Annotated in this window: 22 protein-coding genes; 3 read left to right on the top strand and 19 right to left on the bottom strand. The window is 68.3% G+C overall.

What is annotated here, in order from left to right:
- Positions 1–36: 36 nt before the first annotated feature.
- Complete coding sequence (locus ASE58_RS02905; RefSeq protein ID WP_055817690.1) at positions 37–1266, bottom strand: MFS transporter; 1230 nt, start codon at positions 1264–1266, stop codon at positions 37–39.
- Positions 1267–1450: 184 nt separating this feature from the next.
- Here ASE58_RS02905 and ASE58_RS02910 point away from each other — a divergent pair, with 184 nt between their 5' ends.
- Positions 1451–2194 (top strand): VIT1/CCC1 transporter family protein, encoded by a 744-nt coding sequence (locus ASE58_RS02910; RefSeq protein ID WP_082467581.1) that lies wholly within the window; start codon positions 1451–1453, stop codon positions 2192–2194.
- A gap of 36 nt (positions 2195–2230) precedes the next feature.
- Here the strand turns inward: ASE58_RS02910 and ASE58_RS02915 are convergent, their stop codons facing one another.
- The 9 genes from ASE58_RS02915 to ASE58_RS02955 form a co-directional block, all read right to left on the bottom strand.
- The gene (locus ASE58_RS02915; protein ID WP_055817692.1) at positions 2231–2878 is read right to left on the bottom strand and encodes a class I SAM-dependent methyltransferase; all 648 of its coding nucleotides are present in this window, start codon (positions 2876–2878) and stop codon (positions 2231–2233) included.
- Entirely contained in the window at positions 2871–3521 is a 651-nt protein-coding gene (locus ASE58_RS02920; RefSeq protein WP_235513465.1) for a tetratricopeptide repeat protein, read from the bottom strand. The genes ASE58_RS02915 and ASE58_RS02920 overlap by 8 nt, the downstream gene beginning before the upstream one ends.
- Positions 3518–4297, bottom strand: a complete 780-nt coding sequence (locus ASE58_RS02925; RefSeq protein WP_055817693.1) for an SDR family NAD(P)-dependent oxidoreductase — start codon at positions 4295–4297, stop codon at positions 3518–3520. Before ASE58_RS02925 ends, ASE58_RS02920 begins: the two co-directional genes overlap by 4 nt.
- Positions 4284–6362 (bottom strand): AMP-binding protein, encoded by a 2079-nt coding sequence (locus ASE58_RS02930; RefSeq protein ID WP_055817695.1) that lies wholly within the window; start codon positions 6360–6362, stop codon positions 4284–4286. The genes ASE58_RS02925 and ASE58_RS02930 overlap by 14 nt, the downstream gene beginning before the upstream one ends.
- Positions 6359–6889, bottom strand: coding sequence for a thermostable hemolysin (locus ASE58_RS02935; RefSeq protein WP_055817697.1), 531 nt, complete (start codon positions 6887–6889; stop codon positions 6359–6361). Before ASE58_RS02935 ends, ASE58_RS02930 begins: the two co-directional genes overlap by 4 nt.
- A 61-nt stretch (positions 6890–6950) precedes the next feature.
- Complete coding sequence (locus ASE58_RS02940; protein ID WP_156347584.1) at positions 6951–9290, bottom strand: TonB-dependent receptor; 2340 nt, start codon at positions 9288–9290, stop codon at positions 6951–6953.
- The gene (locus ASE58_RS02945) at positions 9244–10185 is read right to left on the bottom strand and encodes a FecR family protein (RefSeq protein ID WP_055817701.1); all 942 of its coding nucleotides are present in this window, start codon (positions 10183–10185) and stop codon (positions 9244–9246) included. Before ASE58_RS02945 ends, ASE58_RS02940 begins: the two co-directional genes overlap by 47 nt.
- A gap of 85 nt (positions 10186–10270) precedes the next feature.
- On the bottom strand, positions 10271–10816 hold the full coding sequence (locus tag ASE58_RS02950; RefSeq protein WP_235513467.1) for an RNA polymerase sigma factor: 546 nt from the start codon (positions 10814–10816) through the stop codon (positions 10271–10273).
- 130 nt (positions 10817–10946) lie between these two features.
- Positions 10947–13499, bottom strand: coding sequence for a TonB-dependent receptor (locus ASE58_RS02955; RefSeq protein ID WP_055818172.1), 2553 nt, complete (start codon positions 13497–13499; stop codon positions 10947–10949).
- Positions 13500–13775: 276 nt separating this feature from the next.
- Between ASE58_RS02955 and ASE58_RS17420 the strand changes: the two genes are divergently transcribed.
- Positions 13776–14426: an alpha/beta fold hydrolase gene (locus ASE58_RS17420; RefSeq protein WP_235513468.1), complete on the top strand. Its 651-nt coding sequence runs from the start codon at positions 13776–13778 to the stop codon at positions 14424–14426.
- Here the strand turns inward: ASE58_RS17420 and ASE58_RS02970 are convergent.
- Positions 14417–15061 carry a glutathione S-transferase family protein gene (locus ASE58_RS02970; RefSeq protein ID WP_055817710.1) on the bottom strand — a complete coding sequence of 215 codons (645 nt, stop codon included), beginning with the start codon at positions 15059–15061 and terminating at the stop codon, positions 14417–14419. The genes ASE58_RS17420 and ASE58_RS02970 overlap by 10 nt on opposite strands.
- Positions 15062–15199: 138 nt before the next feature.
- Positions 15200–16294, bottom strand: coding sequence for a recombinase RecA (gene recA / locus ASE58_RS02975; RefSeq protein WP_200909284.1), 1095 nt, complete (start codon positions 16292–16294; stop codon positions 15200–15202).
- Between the two features lie 154 nt (positions 16295–16448).
- On the opposite strand from recA, the gene ASE58_RS02980 reads away from it, so the two are divergent.
- A complete protein-coding gene (locus ASE58_RS02980; protein ID WP_055817711.1) occupies positions 16449–16952 on the top strand; it encodes a hypothetical protein in 504 nt (167 codons plus the stop codon).
- Positions 16953–16962: 10 nt separating this feature from the next.
- On the opposite strand, the gene ASE58_RS02985 is transcribed toward ASE58_RS02980, so the two are convergent.
- From ASE58_RS02985 to smpB, 7 genes are all read right to left on the bottom strand, one after another.
- The gene (locus ASE58_RS02985) at positions 16963–17433 is read right to left on the bottom strand and encodes a hypothetical protein (protein ID WP_156360534.1); all 471 of its coding nucleotides are present in this window, start codon (positions 17431–17433) and stop codon (positions 16963–16965) included.
- Positions 17434–17544: 111 nt separating this feature from the next.
- Positions 17545–18705, bottom strand: a complete 1161-nt coding sequence (locus ASE58_RS02990; RefSeq protein ID WP_055817715.1) for an energy transducer TonB — start codon at positions 18703–18705, stop codon at positions 17545–17547.
- Positions 18706–18767: 62 nt separating this feature from the next.
- Entirely contained in the window at positions 18768–19121 is a 354-nt protein-coding gene (locus ASE58_RS02995) for a response regulator (protein WP_055817717.1), read from the bottom strand.
- Positions 19122–19177: 56 nt separating this feature from the next.
- On the bottom strand, positions 19178–21565 hold the full coding sequence (locus ASE58_RS03000) for a hybrid sensor histidine kinase/response regulator (protein ID WP_055817720.1): 2388 nt from the start codon (positions 21563–21565) through the stop codon (positions 19178–19180).
- Positions 21566–21913: 348 nt separating this feature from the next.
- Positions 21914–23977 carry a M13 family metallopeptidase gene (locus ASE58_RS03005; protein WP_055817722.1) on the bottom strand — a complete coding sequence of 688 codons (2064 nt, stop codon included), beginning with the start codon at positions 23975–23977 and terminating at the stop codon, positions 21914–21916.
- Between the two features lie 276 nt (positions 23978–24253).
- The gene (locus ASE58_RS03010; RefSeq protein WP_443024631.1) at positions 24254–24862 is read right to left on the bottom strand and encodes a DUF2062 domain-containing protein; all 609 of its coding nucleotides are present in this window, start codon (positions 24860–24862) and stop codon (positions 24254–24256) included.
- Positions 24855–25337, bottom strand: coding sequence for an SsrA-binding protein SmpB (gene smpB / locus ASE58_RS03015; protein WP_055759935.1), 483 nt, complete (start codon positions 25335–25337; stop codon positions 24855–24857). Before smpB ends, ASE58_RS03010 begins: the two co-directional genes overlap by 8 nt.
- Between the last annotated feature and the right edge of the window lie 59 nt (positions 25338–25396).

The raw sequence follows: 25396 nt of genomic DNA on the forward strand, positions 1-25396 counted from the left end.
TTGTGTAACACAAAGTTTCCGCCGTGCAATCGCCAATTATGCGGGGGTGCGGGGCATCGGATAGCGTCGCGCAAAGGCGAGGATGGGCAGATAGCAGGCGGCGGGCAGCAGCAGCGCGTGAACCAGCCCGATCCGATCGGCCAGCGCCCCGGTCAGCATCGGCACGATCGCCCCGCCGATCACGGCGATACACAGGGTCATCGCCCCCGGCGCGGTCTGTTCCGGCCGAACCGGCAGCGCGAGGACGTAGATGGTCGGGTACATGATCGAATTGACGACCCCGACCGCCAGCAACGCCCCAGCCGCCACGACACCGCTGGTCATGACCGAGGCCACGACCAGTAACGTGGCCAGCGCCGCGGCGATACCCAGCACCCGTGCCGGCGCAACCGTCCGCATAACAGCGGCACCGGCGAAACGCCCCGCCATCGCCCCGGCCCAATATAGCGCGACCAGCCCGGCGGCCGCTTCGGCGGGCCATGCCAGCGCATGACGCGTCATCAGGAAATCGGTGAGCAGCGCCCCGATCGTCACCTCCGCACCGACATACAGAAAGATCGCCCCCGCCCCCGCCAGCAGCCGCCGATCGCCCAGCGTCGCGATCCATGCCGACCGCGTGATGTGCAGGCTGCCGGCGGGCAGTCCGGCAAGCAGGTCCCGGCGGCGAAAGAACGCGGCGGCCAGCAGGGCCAGCACGATCGCCGCCAGGGCGAACGGCAGGACCGGGCCGGTCGGATCGGTCGCGACCTTCGCCGACAGGATCGTCGTCGCGCCCAGCGCCGGCCCGGCGACCGTCCCGACCGAATTGAAACCCTGCAGAACGTTCAGGCGAATGGCCGCACGCCGCGGATCGCCGACGATTGTCGCGGCGGTATTGCTTGCGATCTGGAGGAACGTCGCGCCGGTCGACACCGCGAGCAGCGCGACGAGGATGACCGGATATTGCTGCATCGTCAGCCCGGCGGCCAGCCCGATGCAACCCAGCGCCATGATCGACAGGCCGATGGCATGGGCGCGCATGAACCCGCTTGCGGCGACGATCGCGGCCACCGGTACCGCGAACAGCAGATAGCTTGAGAAGGACGCCAGCTGCACGCTGGTCGCCATCAGGTAATCGAGCCCCAGCGTCAGCCGAAGGCGCGGCACCAGCAGGCTGATCGACGACGCGACGAACCCGCCGATGAAGAACACGCCGAGCGACAGGCGGAACAGGCGCGTCGCAACCCGGTCGATGGATGCGGACGGCGTGGCCTGTTCGTGTTTCACGGAAATCCTTTGGAATGACGATCGGCGGTGTACCGGTCGCGATATTCGCTTCAGGACATGACCTTCCTTCCCGCAAATCGCAAATCCCGGCGGGCATCGGAATCTTTGCAGACGAACCGTGCCGATCATGGCCAAATGCCGTATCGGCCCGGATCGCGTGGCAGAGAGAATCGGGGGAACGTCCATGACGGTCAATCAGGCAACCGGCGGTCACGATACCGCACCTCCCGCGGACCCGGTGTTCACCGAACACCACCTCGTCCATCGCACCGGGTGGCTGCGCGCCGCCGTCCTTGGCGCGAACGACGGCATCATCTCGGTCTCCAGCCTGCTGGTCGGCGTCGCGTCGGCGAGCGGCGCGACGCATGGCAGCGTGCTGCTGGCCGGCACGGCGGCGCTGGTCGGCGGGGCGCTGTCGATGGCGGCCGGCGAATATGTGTCGGTCAGCTCGCAGTCGGACACCGAACGCGCCGACCTGGCGCGCGAGCGGAACGAACTGGCCCGCGCACCCGAACAGGAAACGGCGGAACTGGCGGCGATCTACATTTCTCGGGGCGTAACGCCGGAGGTGGCACGGCAGGTCGCGGAACAGATGATGGCGCATGACGCGCTCGGCGCCCATGCCCGCGACGAACTCGGCCTCAGCGACGATCTGGCGGCACGCCCGGTGCAGGCGGCGTTGTCCTCGGCGGCGGCGTTCACGGTCGGCGCCGTCGTGCCCGTACTGATCGCCGCGATCGTCCCGCGCGATATCGTCAGTGTCGCGGTGTCGGTGGCGGCGTTCGTGCTGCTCGCCGTACTGGGCGTGCTGGGCGCGAAGGCGGGCGGTGCGCGCGTGCTGCCGGCCGTTGTCCGCGTCACCTTCTGGGGCGCGATCGCGATGGGCGTGACCGGCGCGATCGGCCATGTGTTCGGGACGGCGATATGATGGCTGGCCGCTTGGCGGTGCCGTGGCTCCGGTTGCTTACGGAGAGGCGGTCGCTGTCTTTGCCAGGGTGACCGACAGGACGAACCCGCCGGCGCCCAGCGTCGTGATCGGTTCCAGCCGCGGGGGCGGCCCGTCGGGTGCGATGGCGGTGGCGAGCGCGAGCAGCGCCGCCGCATCGTACAGCCGGTGCGTCGCCGCCTTATCCATGCCCCAGCGGGTCATCGTCGCCGCATCGGTGACGTAGGCGACGAAGCGGCCACCGGGGCGCAGCACCCGGCGCACCTCGCCGATGATCTCCCTGGGCCGATGCCAGAAATACAGCGTGTTGACCGCCAGCACCGCATCGACGCTGCCGCCGATGATCGGCAGGGCGGCGAAATCGCCCTGATGCGCGACCACCCGCCCGGCGTCGATGTCGGGGCGGAAGCGACGCCGGATCGTCGCGACCATCAGCGGCGCATGATCGATCGCGGTCACCCGCGCGCCCGCACGCAGCAATCGCGCGGTCCCCGCCCCGGTGCCTGCACCAAGGTCGAGGACATGCTCGCCCACACGCGGCGCCAGTGCGGCGATGCTGTGGCGAAGCGGCTTGCGGTTGGCGATATCCATCAGGCCACCGACCAGCCGCCCGGTCAGGCCGCTGGGCGCGGCCAGTTGCCGCGCCAGCCCGGTCGGATCAGCCACCGTGATCGATCTTGGCCAGCAGGTCGCGGATTTCGGCGCGACGGCCCGCGTCCCATACCGGGCGGCTCCGGTCGACCGGCGCGTTCAGTGCGCGGTGCAGGAAATCCTTTGCCCTGGCCTTTTCCCCTATCGAATTAAGGAAGTCGCCATAGAAGAAGTTGTTGTCCATCCCCTTGGGGTCCTGCACCAGCGCCTGCTGGAAGAACGTCTTGGCACGCTTGGCATTGCCGAAACCTATCGGGAAGCCGGGCACGCGGTAATAGAGTACGCCCAGGCTCATTGCCGCACCGCCATCGGCGACGTTCGGATCGATCGCATAGGCCTTGCCCAGGATATCGCGCGCGCGGGTGGCGAGGCCCAGCTGCTTGAACACGCTGGCGCGTGCCGCCTCTTCGCTGACCACGATCCCTTCCCACAATAACGGTTCGGCATGGCCGGGATAGCGCGCGACGACCTGCGCGGCGCGGGTCTCCAGCGCGGCGAGCTGGCGATACTGGTCGTCACGGTTGGGCACTTCGTAGCGGATATGCGCCCATTGGTCGTTGATCCGCTTCACGGCGGCATCCATCACCGGGTCGGTGCTGGCCAAGGCGGGAACCGCGACGACGGAGGCGACGACGGCGGCAAGCAGAGGACGGATCATCGGGATACTCCTTCGGTAACGGGGGACAGCAGGGCACGGGCGGCGGCGATCTGGCCGCGCAGCCCATGGTCGATCAGGCGCGGGGCGAGTGCGTTCAGGTGGGAAAAGACCCGCTCCATCCCGCCGATCGCAACATCGCCCGCGCCGCGTTCGATCGCGGCGACGATGCGGTCGGCGATCGCTTCGGGCCGGTCGGCGCGCATCCGCGTGGCGTCCATGAACGCGCGGATCTGCGGCGTGTTGAGCGGGGTGTTGACCGCGCGCGGCGCGACATGGGTGACGGTGATGCCGCTACCCGCAACCTCGCGGCGCAGCGCCTGGCTGAACGCCTTCAACCCCGCCTTCGCACTCGAATAGGCGGTGAAGAACGGATAGGGCACCGCCCCCATCATCGACCCGATATTGACGATGCCGCCCGCGCCCCGCGCCCGCATCTGCGGCACCAGCGCGGCGGAAAGGATGGCGGGCGCGACGAGGTTGACCGCAAAGCCGGTGGCGATCCGGGTCACGCCCTGTTCGTCGATCGCCCCGAAATATTGCAGCCCGGCGGCGTTGACGAGGATATCGATCCGCCGCCCGGCCAGCGCCGCCGCAAAGCTGTCTAGCGCGGCCATGTCCGACAGGTCGACCGTCGCACTCTCATCGCACGCGGGCGATATGGCACGGTCGATGCCCAGCACCTGCGCACCCTTCGCGCGGAACCGGTCGGCGAGCAGTCCGCCCAGCCCCCCGGCCGCCCCGGTCAGCGCGACCCGTGCGCCGTCAAGTCGCTGCACGGGTGTCCTCCAGCTCGATCCCGGCGAACACCCCCCCGAACAGGCCGAACATGTCGCGCGCCATCGCGATGATCGCCGCCTGATCGGCCGGGTCGTCGATGCGGTTCATCAGCTTTTCGAAAAAGACCATGTGATCCTGGTCGAGCGCGCCGTGCGACGTCAGATAGCGGAACGCGTTGTCCGGCAGGCCCAGCGTCGACTGCACGGCACTCGCGCCGTGCGTCGCCAGCGCGATGCTGGTCCCCTCCAGCACGAACACCATGCCGAAGAACGCCGCCGGATTACCCTCGCGGATGGTGCGATAGGCGTGCTCGACCATGGCGCGGGTGGCCGGGGCCGGCTCGCTTGCCGCCGCCGCCGCGCGGTCGCCACCGGCGGCGGCGATATCGTCGAGGATCCAGTGTTCGTGGCCGGTTTCCTCCTCGATATACTCGTCCAGCGCCTCGACCAGCATCGGCCGGTCGACCAGGCGCGCGCGCGCTTCCTGCATCAACAGCACGGTGTGGCTGACATGATGATAGGCCTGCGTCAGATAGGCGATGTAGTCGGCGCGGCTGATCCGGCCGGTCAGGCCCGCCTGCAATTGCGGCGTCATCGCGAACCGTGCCTGCGCCTCGCGAGTTTCGGCGACCAGGCGGTGGAAGAAAGGCTGGGTCATCAAAGGCTCCTCATCGGGATAGGCGGCATGGATCGCGGCACGGCGCAGCCGGCCATTGCTGGTCAGCAGGCCGCTGGCCGGGGTGAAGGGCGGCACGACGCGGAAGGCGCCGATCCGGGCATAGGCGGGCAGCGCACCGTTGGCGGCGGCAACGGCGGCGGCGACTTCCGCATCGGGGCTGGCCGGTACGATCAGCGCGTCGAGTTCGGCACGCCCCTCCCCCCGGACCAGCACCTGCCGGATCGCGGGCTGCATCAGCAACACGCCCTCGACCCATTCCGGCGCGATGTTGCGGCCATGGCTGGTAACGATCAGCGCGGATTTGCGCCCTTCGATCCACAGCCGTCCGGCATCGTCGATCCGGCCGATATCGCCGGTCGCCAGCGGCCCGGCGGCGCGCGGTGCGCCGACCGTGCCAAGGAAGAGCGGCCCGTCGATCAGGACCTCGCCATCGTCGGCGAGGCGGATAGTGTTCGACCCGATACTGCGCCCGACGCTGCCGGGCGCCGTGCCGTCGTCCAGCGAGACGACCGATCCGCATTCGGTCAGGCCGTATCCCTGCCGAACCGGCAGGCCGATGGCGGTCGCGGCGGCGAGCAGTGCATCGGGCACCCGCGCGCCGCCGACCGCGACCAATGTCAGCGCGGGGAGCCGTTCCCCGGTCGCGAACAGTGTCTTGACCAGCAGGCCGAGCAGCTCGGGCACGAGGATCAACGAAGTAATCCCCCGCCCGACGATCGCGCGCACCAGCGCGGCCCCGTCCGGGCGGAACGGATCGCCCATGCCGATCGCCGCCTGCGGCTGCGCGACATAGGTCCCGCCGGCAAGGATCGTCGCATAGAAGCCGGCGACATTCTCCAGCAGGATACCCGGCGGCAGTACCGGCAGGTGGCGGCCGGCGTGATGCGTGCCGAGATGCTCGACCACCGCGCCTGCGACGCCGCACAGATGCTCACGCGACAGGCAGACGCCCTTGGGCGCGCCGGTCGAACCGGAGGTGAAGGTGATCCGCGCCGTACCCTCGGGCAACGCGACCGCCGGCCCGGTCAGGTCGCGGGTCGCGACCCGCAGTTCGCTACCCCACAGCGTCACCGGCCCGCTCAACAACGCCTGCGCGCCCGCGCTCTCCAGCGCATGGTCCTCCTGCGCGGTCGTGAAGAACGGCGGCAGCGGCAGCGAAACGCAGCCCGCCTCGATCAGCGCCAGGTCGAGCAGGCACGCGTCGGCACCATGGTCGATCCGCGTCGCGACCGGACGCCCGCCGGGAAAGCGCGCGGCGAGCGTCGCGGCCAGCACCGGGATCAACCGCGCCAGATCGGCCCAGCTGTAGCGGGTGTCACCATCGATCGCGATTGCGTCGGGCATCGCGGCGGCATGGGCGTCGATCGCCCGCAGCAGCGGCGTCATGCGCCCGTCTCCCCGAACAGCACCCGGCGACAGGCGGCGATCTCCCCGGCGCAGACCATCGGGTCGGCATCGTAATAACGCCCCCAGCTATCCGCCGCCGCGCCGAGCGCTGCGGCATGGGCCGGTGCGATCGTCACGATCGGCAGCGACAGCCGCGCGAACATCGCCCGCAGCGGCGCGGTCAGCACCGCGACCGCGACGTCCAGCTGCCCGTCGAGCGCCGCCGCCGCCTCGCGCCACAGCCCGATCGTCGCCGCCGCCCGCGAAGAGGCATGATCGCCCAGCTCCACCACCCGGCACCGCGGCACCGGCCGCCCGAACGCACGGGTCAGCAGGGTTTCGACCGGTTCGGCCAGATAGCGTTCGAGGAACAGCGGCCCATCCGCCGCCGACCGCATCCCGATCGCGGCGAGCGGCACGTCGGGCGCGCCCATGGTCAGGTAACGGGGATAATCGGCCGACGGGGCCGCGCCATGGCATTCGAAATATCGGCGCTCGATCAACGAGCGTAACGCGCTTTGGTACATTCCGGTCCTCCCGAATGCACCCAAGACGCCGGGCGGGCGGCGCTACCCTACCTGCCCCCCGTCAAAAATTTCGCCTGAGCGACAGCGAGAGGGTTCGCGGCCTGAGCGGCGTGCGCTGATCGCTGGCGGCGGCGGTAAAGGGGTTGCCAAAGGCGAAGCTGTCGGCACGACTGTCGGTCAAATTGTCGAGGTCCCACCGCCATGCCCAGTTCCCCCGGCGCGCGCCGAACGCCGCGCCCAGCAGCAGATTGCCCTCGGTCTCGCGAACGACCAGCGGATCGGGGTTCAGCCGCGCATCGCCGACGAAGCGTGCCCGCAGCACGCCCGACCAGTGCCATCCGGCCCGCTCCCGCGTCACCGTCAGCTCGGCATGGCCGGCAAGGTCGGGGACGACCGGCAGGCGGCGGTCGACCGGATCGACGCCGCCGGTCCCGGCGACGATCCGCGCATGCTGCGCCAGCATCCCGGCGGTCAGCACGATGCCGCGCCACGGCGTCCACCCGATACTGACATCCGCCCCGACATTGCGCGCCTCGCCGATGTTGCGGGTGGATACCAGCCCGTCCGCCGCCAGCATGTCCGCCTGCACGTCCGACCAGCGCGAGGCGAACAGCACCCCGTCCAGCGTCCAGCCACCGTGCCCGCGCCAGCGCAGGCCCAGATCGGCCTCGCGCAACGTATCGGCGCGGTATGGTGCCACCGCGACCTGCCCGTCGGGCGCCTGCACACCGCCGGGACGCAGCGCGGAGGCATAGCGGGCATAGACCAGCGTCGCTGGCGTCGGCTTCCACGACCGCGACGCGCTGGGACTGGCCCGCATGATCCGGTCGGCATAGCTCCCCTCGCCCGCCTGCCGGTCGTCGTCGCGCCGCCGGTCGTCGATCGCCGAGCGAAAGACCCGCAGGCCGAGCGTGCCCGACAGCGTGGCCGACGCATGGCCGGTCACCTCGCCAAAGACCGCCTGTTCGTCGACCTGCCGTTCAAACCGCAGGATCGGGATCGTCGCGGCAGCCGGATCGCCGGGGATCAGCGTTCCCGTCGCCCGGGTCCCGGCATCGAGCAACGAGACCCCGGCCACCCAGTCCAGCCCCGCCATCGTCCCCGCCAGCCGCGCCTCGGTCGACCGGACGCCATAGCGCCGCGCATCGCCATATTGGACCGGCCCCACCGCACCCAGCACCGCCGCCTTGGCCGATGCGTCATAGGTCGCCTGCAATTGCTGCCACGTCGCGCCGGCCGTCAGCGTGAGCGTCGCCGCGCCGACCGGACCGATCGCGGTCGCGCCGATCGCCGCGAAATCGGTATCCTGCGGTTCGGACAAACGCACCGCGCGGCGCAGCGTCGCGCCACCCTCGACATATTGGCTGTCGCGCACGAACGCATATTGCAACGTGCCGTCGACCTCCAGCGACCATCCGGCCGCCGTGCCGCGCACCGCCAGCCGCCCGCCGGTGGTGCGCCCGTGATTGATCCCGCGCCGGCCGCCCTGGTCGATCCAGCCCGCCTGCCCGATATCATAGGCGACCGCGCGCACCGCCAGCCGGTCGGCAACCAGCGGCACGTTCGCCACCGCCTGCACCGCACCCGCTGCGCGTATCCCGGCGGTCAGGCTGCCCTGCACGTCGACCCAGCCGGCGGCGGTCGCATCGGGCGCGGCGGGCACCATGCGGTACACCCCGCCCAGCGCGCCGGTACCGTAGAGCGGCCCCTGCGGCCCCTTCAGCACCTCGACCTGTTGCATGTCGACCAGCCGCAGGTCGGGATCGGGCGCGTCATAGGTCGCGCGTACATCGCCCAGATACACCGACACGCTCGACTGGGCGAAACCGTCGAACGGCCCGTCGGCGACACCGCGCACGAACAGCCGGTCGCGCCCCGCGCCCAGATTGGTCGTGAATAAGCCGTTGACCGTCGTCGCCAGCGCGCCGGTATCGGGTGCCGACCCCAGCAGCCCCAGCCGCTCGCGCCCCGCAATCTCGACCGACACCGGCGCGTCGGCCAGCCGCTGCGGCACCTTGACGGCGGTCACGACGATCTCGGCCGTCCCGTCATCGGCCGGTATGGGGGGCGAAGGCGGCGCGACCCGCGCGGGCCGGCGCGGGGGCGGCGGGGGCGTGGCGTCCCGTTCGCTCCGCCAGATCGCAGGGCCGACCCGCCGGGCCCGCCACCCGCTATGCGCCAGCAACCGTGCCAGCGCGCGCGCGACCGGCATCCGCCCGCGAACGGTGGGGGCGACGCCCGGCACCGGCCCGGTCGCCGACCCGATCGACACCCCCGCCTGCCGCGCGAGCAGGGTCAGCGACGTGGCGATCGGCCCGGCGGGCAGGTCGATAGCGACTGCCGGAGCCTGTGCCTCAGCGGGCAGGCTCCAGCCGCACGCCATCGGGATCGCGCACGACACGCAGGTCGAGGATCGCCGCCACCTGTTCCACCAGCTTCGATCCGTCACCGACCGTCAACGCCCCCGAAAAACGCCGGTCGGCTATGGAAGGCGCGACGCGGATACCCGCACCCGCATATCGGGACAGATCGACCGCGACCAGCGCCAGTGGCGTGTCGCTGTAGCTGAGCGTGCCGCCGCGCCAGCCGCCGATGTCGGCCGGGTCGGCGCGCCCCTGTGCCACGCGTCCGTCGATCAGCGACAGGCGCTGCCCGGCGGCGACGGTGCGGGGGGTGGCGAGCGCCCCGGCCGCAACCGCCACCTGCCCCTCGGCCACCGCCACCTGCGCGACGCCGCGCCCGTCGGTCGACACGTCGAACCGCGTGCCGATATCGCGAATCTCGACCGGGCCGGCAGCGATGGCGAGGGCGCGGTCCTCGCGGTGCGCGACGTCGAAATAGGCCGCGCCCTGCAGCGCCAGCTGCTGCGACCCGCCGCGCGCGGTCAGGCGGCTGTGTGGCGCGATCGTCACGCGCACCCCCTCGCCCACATCCACCGCCTGCGCGGTCGCGCCGGTCTGCCACATGCGGCCGTCGGGCGTGCGGGTCGGCAGGCCGATCGTCAGCGCAAGCGCGGCCGCCGCCACCGCCAGGGTGCCACCGATCACCGGCCAGCGCCGCCGGGCAGGTACAGGCGGCGCGACATCGACGTCCGCCGCCATGTCGTTCGCGGGCAGCAGCGCGCGGATCGCGGGGGCCTGTGCCGCGATATCGTCGTCGAGCAACGCCAGCCGGTCGAACGCCGCGCCGTGGCGCGGGTCCGCCTCCAGCCACGCAGTGAAGCCGTCCCAGTCCATGTCGTCGGCATCCTGCACGGCGAACCAGCGCGCCGCCGCCGCGTCGATCGTCTCGCTCATGCCGTTCCCATCCTTGCACGCGCAGGCCACCGCGATCCCCGTCGCACGGGCCTGTCATATCCGAAAAGACGCCGCGCTGCGCCCATCACCCTACCTCCCGCTCGTCGAGCAGCCGGCGCAGATGCTGCATCGCCGTCGCCATATGCTTTTCCACCCCCTTGCGGCTGATGCCCAGCCGCTCGGCGGTTTCGGCATGACTCAATCCTTCCAGCTTGTGCAGCCGGAACGCGCGCTGCGCCCCGAACGGCAGGCGGGCGATGGCCCCGGCCAGCCGCCGCGCCTCCTCCTGCCGGATCGCGATGTCCAGCGCGGTCGTCGGCTCGACCGGTTCGGGGGCGTCGGCGCGCTGGCCCAGCGTCTCGTCCGCCCATGCCCGTTCGCGACCTTCGCGCCGGCGGCGTTCGCGCAGCTGGTCGAGCACCAGATTCTGGGCAATGCGGAACAGATAGGCGCGACCGTCGACCACCGGCCCGCTCGCCACCGTGTCGATCCGCAGCCACAATTCCTGCATCAGGTCGCCGGCCATATCGGCGCTGCCGGTACGGGCGTGCAGGAACCGGCGCAGCGATGCGGCGTGCAGCTGGTACAGCGCGCGCAATCCGCCGCCCGGTTCGTCCGCCATGTCACTCATTCGGTTGCCACGTTACCGGCTTTCCCCGGCGCGCGACAGCCCGATCGACAGCTCGGCGGATCGGCCCTGTCCGAAGCGCGTGGGGGCCGGATCGACCCCAGGCGCTTCGGACGAGTGCCGGATGGGCGGTTCAGTACGCCGCCGAGAACGTCAGGAACCACTGGCGCGGCGGGATGGGATAGGCGGAAAAGCTGTTGGTCGCCGATCCGACCGACAGCGTGGATTTGCCCCGCGCATCAGTGAGGTTGGTGACGTTCAGCGCCAGCTCCGCCTTGCGCAGCGGCAGGATGGCGTCCGGCACGCGCGCGGCGACCCGCAGCGAGGTCAGGAAATAGGACGACACGCGCGCATCGTTGCTGAACGTCGCATAGCGCGCGCCGACATAATCGCCGATCACCTGCGTATCGATCGGGCCCAGCGTCAGGTTCGCGACCGTCTTGTTCATCCATTTCGGAATGCCGGGCAGCTGCTTGCCGCAGGTCGGCACGACGCCATTGGTCACGAGGAAGCCGCCGATGCAGGTGTCGGTCGCGGCGCCGATCCCGCTGGCGGTCGAGGTATAGTCGCTCTGGTATTTCGACAGGTTGTACGACGTCGCGTTGTACAGCGAGAAAAGCTGCCCGGCGCGCAGGGTGAATGCGGCGTCGATGCCGTCGGTCTTCACATTGCCGACATTGACCAGGATCGACGTCCCGCCGGTGATCGCACCGCCCGCGATCCCGCCCGGATTGGTCGAGATGGCAAGCAATCGATCGCGGAAATCGACATGATAGTAATTGACCTGCGCGCTGAGCGACAGTCCGCCGCCCAGATTACGGTTGGAGCGCAGTCCCGCTTCATAGGTCCAGCTGCTTTCGGGACGGCCATTCTGGGCAAAGGCGTTGAACGCGGTCTGGCTGCCGGTGAACCACGGGCCGCCGCCGCCCGCCAGATAGGCCTGATACTGGCGCAGGTTCTTCTGCGCGTTGGCATAGAGTTCCTCGCTGCCGTTCAGGTCGAACTTCGCACCGACCGCCGGCAGGAACCAGCGCAGCGTGTTGATCCGCCCTTCCGGCAGCGTGCTGGTCAGGCCCGACAGCGATCCGACGCGCGGCTGCACCGGATAGCGCCCCGACGCCCATTGCGCACTCGTCTTGAACCCGGCCTGCACCAGCAGCCGGTCGAACACCTGCCAGCTGTCCTGCAGGTGGAGCTGCAGCTGCTCGATCTTCGCCTCGCCCTGATATTGGGTGAACAGCGGCTGTGCGACCTCCAGCGGGCGGATATAGGGGGTGCTGTTGCCCGGATTATTCGCATCGACCGCATACCAGCGACGCCACTGGGTCGTGCTGTTATGTTCGAACCAGCCGCCCAGCTCGATCTTGTGCGCGCCCAGATCGACGTCGAGCGCCGAAATCACGCCCCAGCGATCGATGCGATATTCGGTGGTGCGGGTGATGAGGCCCGATCCGCCGGTCGCCGCGACCAGGGCGGCACCGGCGGCGGCGGCCTGTTGCGCGGTCAGCGCGGTGCAGCTCGACGGGCGCACACCGTTGTTGTTGGCGGAAAAGCGGCAGTTGGACGGCAGCGTGGCATAGGCCGGGTCGAGATAGGCCTGCGCGGTCGTGATCGACTGGCCGAGCGGCCCGGCCACCACGCCGGCGCCGTCATTATGGTGGTAATAGGCGGTGTGCGACAGCGTGGCGTTGGGCGCCAGCCGCGCCTCGTAACGGCCATAGGCGAGGTAGTCGGTGCGCTGCGCATCCGAATAATAGTTGCGGTAATTGCCGCCCTGCGCTGCTGGCGAATTGCCGAGCGTGCTGAGATACCCGGTGCGATAGCCGTTGAAATCGGGGTAGAAGAACGGCTTGGTATAGGGCGTGTAGAGCTGCGTCGACGTAGCGGTGCCGCCGGCCGACGGCTTGAAGAACACCGTCGCGTCCTCGTTCGGCTGGGTCATGTCGTTATAGTCGAAATACAGTGTCAGCTTCCCGATCCGGTCGTCATGCACGAACTTGGCATTCGCCTGCCACCCGCCCTGGATACCGTTGAAGTCCCACGCCCGCGCACGCTGCCGCACGCCCGAGACGTAGGCGCTGTTCGTGCCGCCGAAGGTGCCGGTGTCGAGCCGGACGAAGGTGCGCGACGTATCGTAGCTGCCGACCGTCTGCGCCGCCGCGATCCCCGGCGTGGCCAGCGGGTTGGCCGAATAGGTCTCGACCGTACCGCCCAGATTGCTGTTCGACGGCGTGGCGAGATCGCCCGCGCCGGTCGCGACGACCACGCGACCGACATTCTCCGAAATCACCGCGCGCTGCGGCGACAGGCCATTATAGTTGCCATAGCTCTGATCGCCGAGCGGGATGCCGTCCATCGTATAGCCGAGCTGATTGGCAGCAAAACCGTGGATGAAGAGCTGCGCGTTCTGTTCGTTGTTCCCCCACGGATCGGCGGTGATGTAGAGGACGCCGGGCAGCGTCTGGATCGCCTTGAGCGGGCTGACGCCGGGCAGGATCTTCTGCATCTCGACGCCCGGCAACTCGACCGCGGTACGCGTCCGCCCGCCGGTAACGACGATCGTCGACGGCTCGGCACCCTCGGCCTCACGCGCGCTGGTGGATGCGTCGGCCTGCTGCGCCGACACCGTGGCGGGCATGACGGCCGCGAGCGTGAGGGCGAGCAGCGACACGGACGGATGGATCATCTTCATTTTTCCCGGAAACGGCAACGGCGGTGGTGCTGCGCGTCCGGTACGCATCATTGCGGTTATATTGGTGACGGTTGCGTCACGAATTGGTGACGCCGGAGTGTCAGATCGATGACGGTGACCGAGTTGGCGGCATGAGGGAACCCGGCGGGGCGGGGCAGTTTGCCGTCCCATCCCGTTTGCTGCCAGCGACCGGTCAAGCCCGTTCCGGCCCTGATCGTCGTCCACGCGCTCGGGATAAGCGCTGCGACATGGCACCCAGTTTGCGCGCGGTTGGGTGGCATACCGTCGATCGCGATCGACCTGCCCGGCTTCGGCACAGCCGTCGACGCGGGATCAGGCGACGTCGCCGGGATGATCGATGCGGTGCGGCCGATCGTCGCGCGGGCCGGATCGTGCGTGCTGGTCGGCCAGAGCATGGGCGGCAAGATCGCCACGATCGTCGCTCGCCGAAACCGCCGGGACGACGGTGGCCAGCGTCGTGCTGGTCGCGGCATCGCCCCCGTGGCCCGAACCGATCGACGAGGCGCGGCGGGTGCGAATGATCGACTGGTTTGCCGACGGGACCATCACCGCCGAAGATGCTGCGACATTCGTCGACGCCAATTGCCCAGGCCGCTACGCGATCAGGCGATAGAGGCGGTGCGGCAGAGCCGTCCGGCAAAGTGGACCGGCTGGCTGGAACGTGGCAGCCGGGAGGATTGGAGCCGCCAAGTCGGATCGCTGCCGATACCCGCACTGATCGTTGCCGGTGCGGAGAACGGCGATCTGGGCGAGGTGGCACAGCGGCGGCTGAACCTGCCGCAGTACCCGGCCGGGCGGGTGGAAGTGGTGGCGGATGCCGCGCACCTCATCCCGCTGGAGCAGCCCGACCGCCCGGCAGCGTTGATCGCCGACCCTCTGCGGCGGATCGCTCAGGCATAGGCATAGGCCCCACCGGCGGCGAGCGCGGCGCGATAGGCCGGGCGGGCGTGGATGCGGTCGAGCCAAGCGATGACGTGCGGACGCGAAGCATCGAGACCGGCACGGTTGCGCGCCGCCTCCAGCGGAAAGCTCATCATGATGTCGGCGGCGGTCATCGCATCGCCGGCGAACCAGTCATGGCTGGCCAGATGCTGTTCGACATAATCGAGATGGACGTCGATCATCGGCTGCACCTTCTTCTGCGCGGCCTTGCCCAGCAGCGGCACGCGGCCCAGCACCAGCTTGACCAGCAGCGGCGGCATCAGCGAGCCTTCGGCATAGTGCAGGAAATGGCGGTAGTGCAGTGCGTTGCGGCGATGCGCGGGCATGCCCAGTCGGCCGTCGGCCTTTTCCACCAGATATTCGACGATCGCGCCGGTTTCAGCGACGACCAGCGCCCCGCCCGCCGCCCCGGCATCGCTGTCCTCGATTACCGGCGATTTGCCCAAGGGATGGACACGGCGCAATTCGGGCGGGGCCAGCATCGTCGCCTTGTTCCGTTCATAGCGCTTCACCGCATAGGGCAGGCCCAGCTCTTCCAGCAGCCAGAGCACCCGCTGCGAACGGGAATTTTCAAGGTGATGGACGACGATCATGGAACCCCCGGTTGCGCGCGGTGCGAATGGCAAAGTTCACAAAGTTCACACTCGCCAAACGATCCGTCGCCTGCACGACAAAGGCGACCGGCCGTGACGACAAGCGGACGGCGACCCATCGGATCGCCGCCCTGCCCGTTACATATCGTCGTCGCCATCCTCGGCATCGGGGCCGGTCATCATTTCCTCGGCGACCTTTTCGGTGCGCTGGCGGATCGCCGCCTCCAGCTTGTCGCGGAGTTCGGGATGTTCGGTCAGGAAGTTCTTGGCATTTTCACGGCCCTGTCCGATCCGCACGCTGTCATAGCTGAACCACGCGCCCGACTTCTCGACCAGCCCGGCCTTCACGCCCAGGTCGAGGATCTCGCCGATCTTCGAGATGCCCTGCCCATACATGATGTCGAATTCGACCTGCTTGAACGGCGGGGCGACCTTGTTCTTCACGACCTTCACGCGGGTCGTGTTACCGATGATCTCGTCGCGGTCCTTGATCTGCCCGGTGCGGCGGATGTCGAGGCGAACCGAGGCGTAGAACTTCAGCGCGTTGCCGCCGGTCGTCGTCTCCGGGTTGCCGTACATCACGCCGATCTTCATGCGCAGCTGGTTGATGAAGATCACCATGCAGCGCGAACGGCTGATCGAACCGGTCAGCTTGCGCAATGACTGCGACATCAGCCGCGCCTGCAGGCCGACATGGCTGTCGCCCATCTCGCCCTCGATTTCGGCACGCGGCACCAGCGCGGCGACCGAATCGACCACCAGCACGTCGATCGCGTTCGACCGGACCAGCGTGTCGACGATTTCCAGCGCCTGTTCGCCGGTATCGGGCTGCGACACGATCAGTTCGTCGATGTTGACGCCCAGCTTCTTCGCATAGACCGGATCGAGCGCGTGTTCTGCGTCGACGAAGGCGACGGTGCCGCCGCCCTTCTGCGCCTCGGCCAGCACGTGCAGTGCCAGCGTGGTCTTGCCCGAGCTTTCCGGCCCGTACACTTCGATCACGCGGCCGCGCGGCAGGCCGCCGACGCCGAGCGCGATGTCCAGGCCGAGCGAGCCAGTCGAGATCGCCTCGACCTGCATCGCTTCCTTCTGGCCCAGCTTCATCGCCGAACCCTTGCCGAATGCCCGGTCGATCTGCGCCAGCGCGGCGTCGAGCGCCTTTTGCCGTTCGCCCGCCGCCTTGTCGTTCGCTGCCGCCATCTTGCTATCGACCGCCTTCAGATTTGCCGCCATGTCCAGCCTTTCGCGTAGAGCAACCGCGCCGAGGGTTCAACGCGCCTTGTTGGATTTGCATGTATTCGTTTTGTTCCCGCTCCGCAAGAGCGGCTGTTGACGCGGTGGCTTGGTGGCGCAACGATCGGGCGACGGGGATAAAGGGGCAACCGACATGGCAGCATGGATCTGGGTTGGCGTGGCGGCCGGGATGGCAACCGCAGCGGTGGCGGGATCGGAACCGGTGCGGCAGCGACCGGTAGCCGCCTCGCGCGCGAACGCATCGCTTTGCGAACCCCGGGAAACCGTGATAGCCCATTGCGCGATCGGGACGCGGCAGGTGTCGATCTGCGCGCGGGGATCGACCGCCACATATCGCTATGGCCGACCCGGGCGGGTCGAACTGACCGCATCCGACCTGCGTTGGGCCAGTACCGGCTATTCGGGCGGCGGCGAGTTGCAGGTCACGGCGCGCAATGCCGGCCATAGCTACACGCTGTTCGACCGGATCGTGCGAACCGGATTCGGCGCGGACGGGCTGAACTATCCCAGGGAAGACTCCGGGCTGGTCGTCCGCCGTGGCGCCAAGGTCCTGTCCACCCGGCGTTGCACGTCGATACAGCCGATCGCGGCGGAGGTACGCGACCTGCTGCCGGAGGGCGAGTTCGTGGAGCATTGAGTTGGCCCCACTATTCCGCTCGAAAGCGGATGTGATGGGTCCGACCAGGCATGGGAAGGTCGAGACGGACAATATCGCCCGCACGGATGCGTTCCTTGCCTGTAAAATTGGCAAAGCCGATCGCAAGGGAGCGCTCGTCCTTTGCCGGCACGGTCAGGGTCGGTGCAGTAGTGGCACTACCCGCATCGTAGAGCACCGGCGGGACATCATTGTCGGTACGCCCGTCAGACCGGTTCACCCCCGCCATGTCGGAGACCGACCACAAGGCAGCCTCTTCCCCGCCCCGGCGCAGACGAAGCGGCGCAAGTTCGACCCGAACCGGTTGGATGCCGCCATTGGTATATCGCAACTGCAGCGCCTGTGACGCCTCCGCCGCCCATTGCCCTTGGATGACCGCGACGACCCGCCCTTCCCGGACGGACATGCCGTCACCGGATATCCTGCCGCCATCGATCGGCACCAGGGTACCGGCATCGCCCACGCGGCAAGCGCCAAGAACGAGCGCCAGCGCGGCGATCCGGGCGAGTCTCATTGCGCGTCCCGAGCTTGCGAAACGGAGGAACGAGGGCACGCCGACGTTCGGCATCTGCCGTCAGCTGCTGGTGGTGTCGACAGCCTCCGCCACGCGCCGCTTCTGTGCCGCGCTCATCGCTTCGGTTTCGGTCAGGTCGACGATATGGGTGGTGGCCCGGCCAGCACGCTGCGCAATCCGCGAACCGGTCACGAAGTCAAAGGCCGACCGGATCGTGAAACGGTCAATCCGATAGATGCCGGGATGCCCAGCCGGAACCTCCAGCGGAATATATCGTCGTGCGCGGACCTGTTGCAGCACGGCGCGTTCCCACTGCCCCAGTCCGGACGTAGTCAATATTTCGGCATCCGCGGTTCGCCCGTCCGGTCGGATCCAGTATCCCACATCGGCCAGTCGGATATCGCCGGTCGCGGCACCGTTCGACATCATACCGGCGGGCGCCTGGACGTCCTCCACCGGTTGCGACGACAATAGCGTCGGACGGGCGACCGCCGACTGGCGGAGCCGTGCGGCCACCGCATCGATCCCACCGGCATCGCCCTTGTCCTTGTGCAGGGCGATGCGCGCCAGGAATATCGCGTGCAGGTCGTTCATCGCGCGATTCGCCGGGCCGGCAATGGCCATGGCCTCGTCCATCAGCCGCATCGCGCGCTTCTGGTTGCCCAATCCCATTTCCAGCCACGCCAGGCGGAACGTGGCCCCTGCCGCGAGGTCTGTCTTTCCGCTGTCGAGCGCGAGGCGCTGTACCTTGGTGAGGACACCGGTTGCCGAGGAAATATTGCCGTTTTCGAGCAGATTGCGGGCCAAGGTCATTTCCTCCAGCAAGGTCGCCGGATTGGACGGGCCCAGATATTTGCGAAGGATCTGGACGTTGCCGCGCGACGCATACATCCACTCGCGCGGATACCCATCATGCTCGGCCACGGTGGCAAGCGTCGCATATAGGCTGGAGACCGGTCCGGGCAGGTCAGCGGCATGGCGGCGGTTCCGCGCGATCGACCGGAGCAACACATGCCGAGCCTGCGCATAGCGCCCGGCCGAGAATTGCTCGACCGACGCCTGAAGCGATGCCTCGACATCCTCGGCGGGCGGGCATTTGCGTGCGAGGCAGGCGGCAAGCGCGTCCGTCGCACGGTGGCCGACGACCACGATCTCCTCGGCCAAGGCGGCGGGCGGCGGGGCGGTCGTCTGTGCGACCGCAAGCAGGATCGTGGACAGCATGGATCATGCTCGCCCGGACGGCCTGCCCTGTCAATCAATCCCGTGCCGGATCGGCAGAAAGGTCAAGCCAGGTCGTTCAGCGCCTTTTCCACGGCGTCCATCGTGAACGGCTTCGACAGGACCGGGCGGTCGCGGTGGGCGGGTTCGATAGTGTCGCCCGATCCACCGGTCGCCAGCACGAACGGGATACCCGCCGCCGCCAGGCGATCCGCAACCGGCCAGCTCTTTTCCCCGCCGCGCAGGTGCACGTCGAGGATCGCGCCGTCGATGCCGCCCTTGTCGATCGCCGACACGGCGGCCGCCACGCTGTCGGCGGTGCCGGCGACGGTGCGGCCGAGCATGTCGAGGAAATCCTCGAGCATCATGGCGATCAGGGGTTCGTCCTCAACCAGGAGGATACGCGCAGGCGAGGTCATAACGGCCGCCCTTTAGCGGTCAAAGCAGGAACACTGCAACCGAATTCGCGGGCTGTTCAGGACTTTGCCAGCGCATCGCGCGCGGCGGTGGCTAATTGTTGCACCGAAAACGGCTTTGGCAGGAACGATACTTGATCCAGATCAATCGAACGGCGCAACTGTTCCTCGGCATAGCCCGACATGAACAGGATCGGTAGCGTCGGATAGACTTTGCGGACATGGCCGACCATCGTCGGACCATCCATCGTCGGCATCACCACGTCGGATATCAACAGGTCGATATGCGGCCGGTCGGCGAGCAGTTCCAGCGCCGCCTCGCCATGTTCGGCGGTCATCACGGTATAGCCCTGCCGCGTCAGCGCGCGTTCGGCGATCGCGCGGACCATGTCCTCGTCCTCGACCAGCAGGATCGTGCCGGTGCCCCAAGCAGGCTCGGCCGGTTCTGCCTTCAGCTTGGGGTTCGTGCCCAGCCGCGGCGGTTCGGCGGCGGCGGCATGGACCGGCAGGTGGATGGTGAAGGTCGACCCCTGCCCGGCACGCGATTCGGCAAAGATATAGCCGCCCGACTGCTTGATGATGCCATAGACGGTGGAAAGGCCGAGGCCGGTGCCCTTGCCCACTTCCTTGGTCGTGAAGAACGGCTCGAAGATCTTGGGCAGCACGTCGGCGGGGATGCCGGTGCCGGTGTCGGACACCTTCAGCGTCACATAATCGCCGACCGGCAGCACGTCGTCGTCCATCGCGCGGACTTCCTGCGCGCTGGTCGCCAGCGTCTCGATCGTCAGCACGTTGCGGTTGCCGCCCTGCGAGAGCATCGCGTCGCGGGCATTGACCGCGAGGTTGACGACGACCTGTTCGAGCTGCCCCGGATCGGCACGCACCGACCCCAGCCCGCGACCATGGTTGACGACGAGCTGGACCGTTTCGCCGAGCAGACGCTTCAGCAGGTTCGACACCTCCGAAATCACGTCGGGCAGCTGCAGCACCTGCGGGCGCAGCGTCTGCTGGCGGGAGAAGGCGAGCAGCTGGCGGGTGAGACTCGCGGCACGGTTCGAATTGGCGCGAATCTGCTGGATGTCGTCATAATCGCTGTCGCCGGGCGCATGGCGCATCAGCATCAGGTCGCAATGGCCGATGATCGCGGTCAGGATGTTGTTGAAATCATGCGCGACGCCGCCCGCCAGCTGGCCGACCGCCTGCATCTTGGTCGCCTGTGCGACCTGGCGCTTGAGCTTGCCCTCCTCGCCCGTGTCCCGCAGCGACAGGACGACGGCGGCCTCGCCCAACCCGCGCGCACCGGCGATCGACAGCGCCACCGGTTCGTCGGTGCGATCGTTCAGGCGCACCGCCATGTCGGCGCTATGCTGCGCGCCCCCGGCAAAGCGGCGGACGGCATCGGCGAGCGCGGCCTTGTCCTCGCGCACCACCAGGTCGCCGGGATAGAGCGGCGGCGCGACCGGGTTCACGCCGGTCGCGCGGATGAAGGCGTCGTTCATGTGCAGGAAGCGCCCGTCGCGATCGACCAGCGCCATGCCGACCGGCAGCAGCGAGACGAGCGCGCGGACCTGCGCAGCCGATCCCGGCGCCGCGATCGGCATCAGGCCGACCGGCGCTTCCTCTTCGTCCAGCATCGCCACCAGCATCGGCCCGGCGGGATCGTCGACGAACGGCACCTGCACGATGCGCAACGGGTCGCCGCCCAGCCCTTCGCGTTCGAAGCGGACCCGCCCGCGGTTGTCGGTGACGAGGAAGCGGGCGAAGTCGCGCCCCTCGATCGTGGCATCCTCGTTCCCGACGGCGCGGGCGCGGAACACGCGGTTGGCGGCGCGGATGCGGCCATCAGCGCTCAGCAGCGCGACCATGACCCCGGCCGTGCCCAGCCGCTCGCCGGCGTCACCCGCGATCATCGCGCGCATCGTCACCGCCTCGGCAATCACCTGCCCCCCTTCGAAGCGCCAGACGAGCATCGATTCGCCGGCACGGGCGAGCGTCGCCACGATGGACGCGTCGCCCTGTCGCACGGTCACCTTCGCATCGCCATCGCGCCATGCCGCCCGCGCGGCGCCAGCCAGCGCGCTGGCATCGACGCCATCGCCCAGCACGCCCGGCGGCGTCGGATAGCCGCCGAACAGCGCGGCATAGCGATCATTGGCGCAAACCAGCCGCCCGGCGCGGTCGGTGACCGCCAGCGCATGCGGGCTGACCGATGCCAGCGTCTGCGCCAGCGACCAGTCGACCACGGGTTCTGCCGCCACGCTATCGCTGGTCCAGCGGCGCAGGCCGAGCGCGATGCCGGCAAGGATAATCGCCGCGGCGACGAAGCCGATCGCGACGGGCACGCTGCCGATGGTCCACAGGATCAGCGCCGCCGCCAATCCCCCTGCAACCAGCGCGATGGCGAGCGGCAGGACCGGTGAAGCGGCGGACGGAGATTTCGACAGCATGACAAGGCTGTTGGGGTGGTTCGGGGGGTGGCGTCAAGCGGGGCGTCGGGTGATCCGTCGCGCACGCGGGGCGTGTGGGGTTTTGCGGGTGGCGCACGTCCGCCGTTCCATCGCCGACGTGCCCCACGCAGGCGGGGACGAGTCGACGATGCTATTGGCGTCATGCTCTTTTAACTCCGTGCCCCCGCGCAGGCGGGGGCCCAGGGTCAAGCGGGCTGACGTTGGCGTTCTTGGCCCTGGGCCCCCGCCTGCGCGGGGGCACGGGTTTGGTTTAGGGCAGTTCGCTTCCCACACACCGTACCCCGGCCGATGCCGAAACACGATGTGAAGGGAAAAACCGAAACCCCCTTACCAGATGCGCACGCGCTTTTCGGGCGGCAGGAACAGATATTCGCCCATCGCCGGCTTGTAGCCCGAATACCACGGGTCGAGGTTGCGCACGACCCAGGCACGCTGTTCGGACGGGCTGTGCGGGTCGGTCAGCAGCCGCTGGCGCAGATTCGCCTCGCGGTAGCTGCGCCGCCACACCTGCGCCCAGCCGAGATAGAAGCGCTGTTCGGGGCCGAAGCCGTCGATCACCTTCTGATCGTTCGGATAGGCATGGGTGTAGGCGTCCCATGCGGCGGTCAGACCCGCCAGATCGGCGATGTTTTCGCCGAGCGTCAGTTCGCCCTTCACGTGCAGGCCGGGCAGCGGCTCATAGGCGTCATACTGCTTGACGAGGGCGGCGGTGCGTTCCTCGAAGCGCTTCACGTCCTCGGCCGTCCACCAGTCGGTAAGGCTGCCGTTGACGTCGTACTTGCGGCCCTGATCGTCGAAATGGTGGCTGATCTCGTGCCCGATCACCGCGCCGATCGCGCCGTAATTGACCGCCGGATCGGCGTTCGGGTCGAAGAAGGGCGGCTGCAGGATCGCGGCGGGGAACACGATCTCGTTCATCACCGGGTTCGCATACGCGTTCACGGTCATGGGGGTCATGAACCATTCCCACTTCTGGATCGGCTTGCCCAGATGCTGCACGTTGTAGCGCTGCTGCCACTGGTTCGCGCGGACCATGTTGCCGTACGCATCGCCCGGCGTGATGGTCAGGTCGCTCATGTCGCGCCACTGATCCGGATAGCCGATCTTGGGCGTGAACGCGGCGAGCTTGGCGCGTGCCTTCGCCTTGGTCTCCGGTGCCATCCAGTCGAGATTGTCGATCCGGCGGCCCATCGCTTGCGTTACGTTGCGGACCAGTTCGTCCGCCGCCGCCTTGGTCGCGGGCGGGAAATATTTGGCGACATAGGCCTTGCTGACGTCATCGGCGACCGCGTCCGAGGTGAAATCGACCGCGCGCTTCCAGCGTTCCTCCTGCTGCGGCGTGCCCGACAGGACGGTGCCGTAGAAGGCGAAATTCTCGGCATCGAACGCCTTGGGCAGCACGCTGGAGAAATTGTCGAGCGAGCGTACCAGCATCTGATCCTTCAGCACGCCGAGCGGCGCGGCGCCGATAACCTTGGCCATGCCGGTGAACGCGGTCGGCTGCGCGACGATCACGTCGGTGGTGTTGGCGCCCAAACCCCGGAAATAGGTCGCGAAGTCGAAACCCGGCGCACGGCGCTGCAGCTCGGCGACGGCCATCTTGTTATAGGTCTTGTTCGCATCGCGGCTTTCGATCCGCGTCCAGTGCGCCTTGGCGATCTGGGTTTCGAACGCGACGATCGCGGCGGCGCGGGCGGCGGCATTGGGTTCGCCGGCCAGCGTCAGCATCTTGGCGAGATGCGCCTCATACGCCTTGCGCTGTTCGACCAGCTTCGCGTCGGTCGACAGATAATAGTCGCGGTCGGGCATGCCCAGGCCACCTTGCGACGTCTGCAGTGCATAGACGGTCGGCTGCTTGTCATCCGGGCCGACATAGGCTCCGAACGGCCCGCCGACGCCCGACTGCGCCGCCTTGGCCGCCAGCGCGGCATAGCCCGCCTTCGACGACAGGCCCTTGATCTCGGTCAGCCACGGCTGGATCGGGGCCAGACCCTTCGACTCGATCGCCGCCTGGTCGAGATAGGTCGCATAGGCGACGCCGATCTTCGAATTGGGATCGCCCTTCGCCGCGTCGAGCAGTTCGCGGGTGCGCGTCTTCGACAGGTCGTCGAGCGCGGTGAACATGCCATAGTTCGACTTGTCGGCCGGGATCGGCGTGATCTTTTCCCAGTTGCCGTTGGCGTATTTGTAGAAATTATCGCCCGGCTTCACGCTACGGTCCATGCCCGCGACATCGAAGCCGAAATCGCCGATCTCGGGCTTGGGCGCTGCTGCCTCGGGTGTCGGCGCCGGCGTGGTGGCGGCGGTTTCGACCGGGCCGGTCGGCGCGGTGGTGCAGGCCGACAGGGCCGACGCCGCAAGCAGGGTGGTGAGGACGAAACTACGCCGCATCGAATAAGCCTCTTCGTATCGGGTGATACCGCAATGCTGCACCCCGGCTTATCGATCGTCAATATCTGGTTTGCTGCACGTCCTCTCCCGTTCGGTTCGAGCAGGTTCGAGCCTGTCGAGAAGCGTCCGTCGAGAACGGGGCGCTTGGGGCGCCCCCTTCTCGACAGGCTCGAACTTCCGCTCGAAGCAAACGGCGGGGAGATGGTCAGAAGAAAAACCGTTCGTGCTGAGTAGGGCCTAAGCGCAGTCGAAGACCCGTATCGACAGGCTCAGCGGCTACTCAGGACGAACGGAATCTGTCGAACCTGCGTTGAATTTGCCGTGCCCGCGCCGCTTCCACTTGGCGCCGATCCACCACCGCCAGCCGAGCGCCGCAATGGCATAGCCCAGCACCGCGCCGATCACCGAACACACGACCATGCCGAGCGCCGTCGCCGGCCCGACCTCCGCCACCAGCCATTCGAGCCAGCCCGGCGGCGTGGCGACCGCGTCGCCGATCGGATCGCCCGGCACCACGCGGTCGATGTGGAGCAGCCATGCCCCGACCTTGTAGTACAGGATGAACAGCAACGGCGTCGTGATCGGGTTGGTGAAGAAGGTGGTGAGCGCCGCCGCCGGGACGTTCGCGCGCAGCGGCAGCGCGAGGACGGCGGACGCCGGAATCTGGCCGAGCGGGATCAGGATGCCGGTAAACATGCCCAGCGCCACGCCACGCGGGACCGAGCGGCGGGTGAAGCGCCACAATTCAGGCGCAAGAACGCGGTGCGCGACGGGGCGGAGGAAGCGGTTCGCCTCCATCGATTCGCGCGTCGGCAGATTGGCGCGAATCCAGCGCAGCGCGCGCGCGCCCAGCCGCCGGTCGTCGTCGCCTCGCGGGTCAGCCACGGTCGCGGAGCAACCTTCCCTGTTCACGCTTCCAGTCCCGTTCCTTGATATGCTCGCGCTTGTCGTGGGTCTTGCGTCCCTTGGCCAATGCCAGTTCGACCTTCGCCCGCCCCTTGCCGTTGAAATACACGGAGAGCGCGATCAGCGTCATGCCGTCGCGCGCCACCGCACCGTGCATCTTGTTTATCTCACGTTCGTGAAGCAGCAGTTTACGCGGGCGGCGCGGTTCGTGGTTGAACCGGTTGCCGTGGCTGAATTCGGGGACGTTCGAATTGATCAGCCACACCTGCCCGTCGCGGACGTCGGCATAGCTTTCGGCGATCGACCCTTCGCCGAAGCGCAGCGCCTTCACCTCGGTCCCGGTCAGCGCGATGCCAGCCTCGTACACCGTGTCGATTTCATAATCGAACCGCGCACGGCGGTTTTCGGCGACGGTTTTCTTCTTGTCGAACAATTGGGGGCGCGGACGGCTCATGCGCGGGACATAGGGTGTCGGGCGGCCAAGGGGAAGCGGGCGCGCGAAATCCTCCCCGG

Source organism: Sphingomonas sp. Leaf9 (assembly GCF_001421355.1).
Lineage (GTDB): Bacteria > Pseudomonadota > Alphaproteobacteria > Sphingomonadales > Sphingomonadaceae > Sphingomonas.

Excerpts from the sequence above, each read along its gene's own strand:
- ASE58_RS03005 (WP_055817722.1), bottom strand. The coding sequence starts at position 23,977 with ATGCGGCGTAGTTTCGTCCTCACCACCCTGCTTGCGGCGTCGGCCCTG.
- ASE58_RS03000 (WP_055817720.1), bottom strand. The coding sequence starts at position 21,565 with ATGCTGTCGAAATCTCCGTCCGCCGCTTCACCGGTCCTGCCGCTCGCC.
- ASE58_RS02995 (WP_055817717.1), bottom strand. The coding sequence starts at position 19,121 with ATGACCTCGCCTGCGCGTATCCTCCTGGTTGAGGACGAACCCCTGATC.
- ASE58_RS02950 (WP_235513467.1), bottom strand. The coding sequence starts at position 10,816 with ATGAGTGACATGGCGGACGAACCGGGCGGCGGATTGCGCGCGCTGTAC.
- ASE58_RS02990 (WP_055817715.1), bottom strand. The coding sequence starts at position 18,705 with ATGCTGTCCACGATCCTGCTTGCGGTCGCACAGACGACCGCCCCGCCG.
- ASE58_RS02945 (WP_055817701.1), bottom strand. The coding sequence starts at position 10,185 with ATGAGCGAGACGATCGACGCGGCGGCGGCGCGCTGGTTCGCCGTGCAG.
- ASE58_RS02910 (WP_082467581.1), top strand. The coding sequence starts at position 1,451 with ATGACGGTCAATCAGGCAACCGGCGGTCACGATACCGCACCTCCCGCG.
- ASE58_RS02920 (WP_235513465.1), bottom strand. The coding sequence starts at position 3,521 with ATGATCCGTCCTCTGCTTGCCGCCGTCGTCGCCTCCGTCGTCGCGGTT.
- ASE58_RS02930 (WP_055817695.1), bottom strand. The coding sequence starts at position 6,362 with ATGACGCCGCTGCTGCGGGCGATCGACGCCCATGCCGCCGCGATGCCC.
- ASE58_RS02980 (WP_055817711.1), top strand. The coding sequence starts at position 16,449 with ATGGCAGCATGGATCTGGGTTGGCGTGGCGGCCGGGATGGCAACCGCA.
- recA (WP_200909284.1), bottom strand. The coding sequence starts at position 16,294 with ATGGCGGCAAATCTGAAGGCGGTCGATAGCAAGATGGCGGCAGCGAAC.
- ASE58_RS02935 (WP_055817697.1), bottom strand. The coding sequence starts at position 6,889 with ATGTACCAAAGCGCGTTACGCTCGTTGATCGAGCGCCGATATTTCGAA.
- ASE58_RS02970 (WP_055817710.1), bottom strand. The coding sequence starts at position 15,061 with ATGATCGTCGTCCATCACCTTGAAAATTCCCGTTCGCAGCGGGTGCTC.
- ASE58_RS02955 (WP_055818172.1), bottom strand. The coding sequence starts at position 13,499 with ATGATCCATCCGTCCGTGTCGCTGCTCGCCCTCACGCTCGCGGCCGTC.
- smpB (WP_055759935.1), bottom strand. The coding sequence starts at position 25,337 with ATGAGCCGTCCGCGCCCCCAATTGTTCGACAAGAAGAAAACCGTCGCC.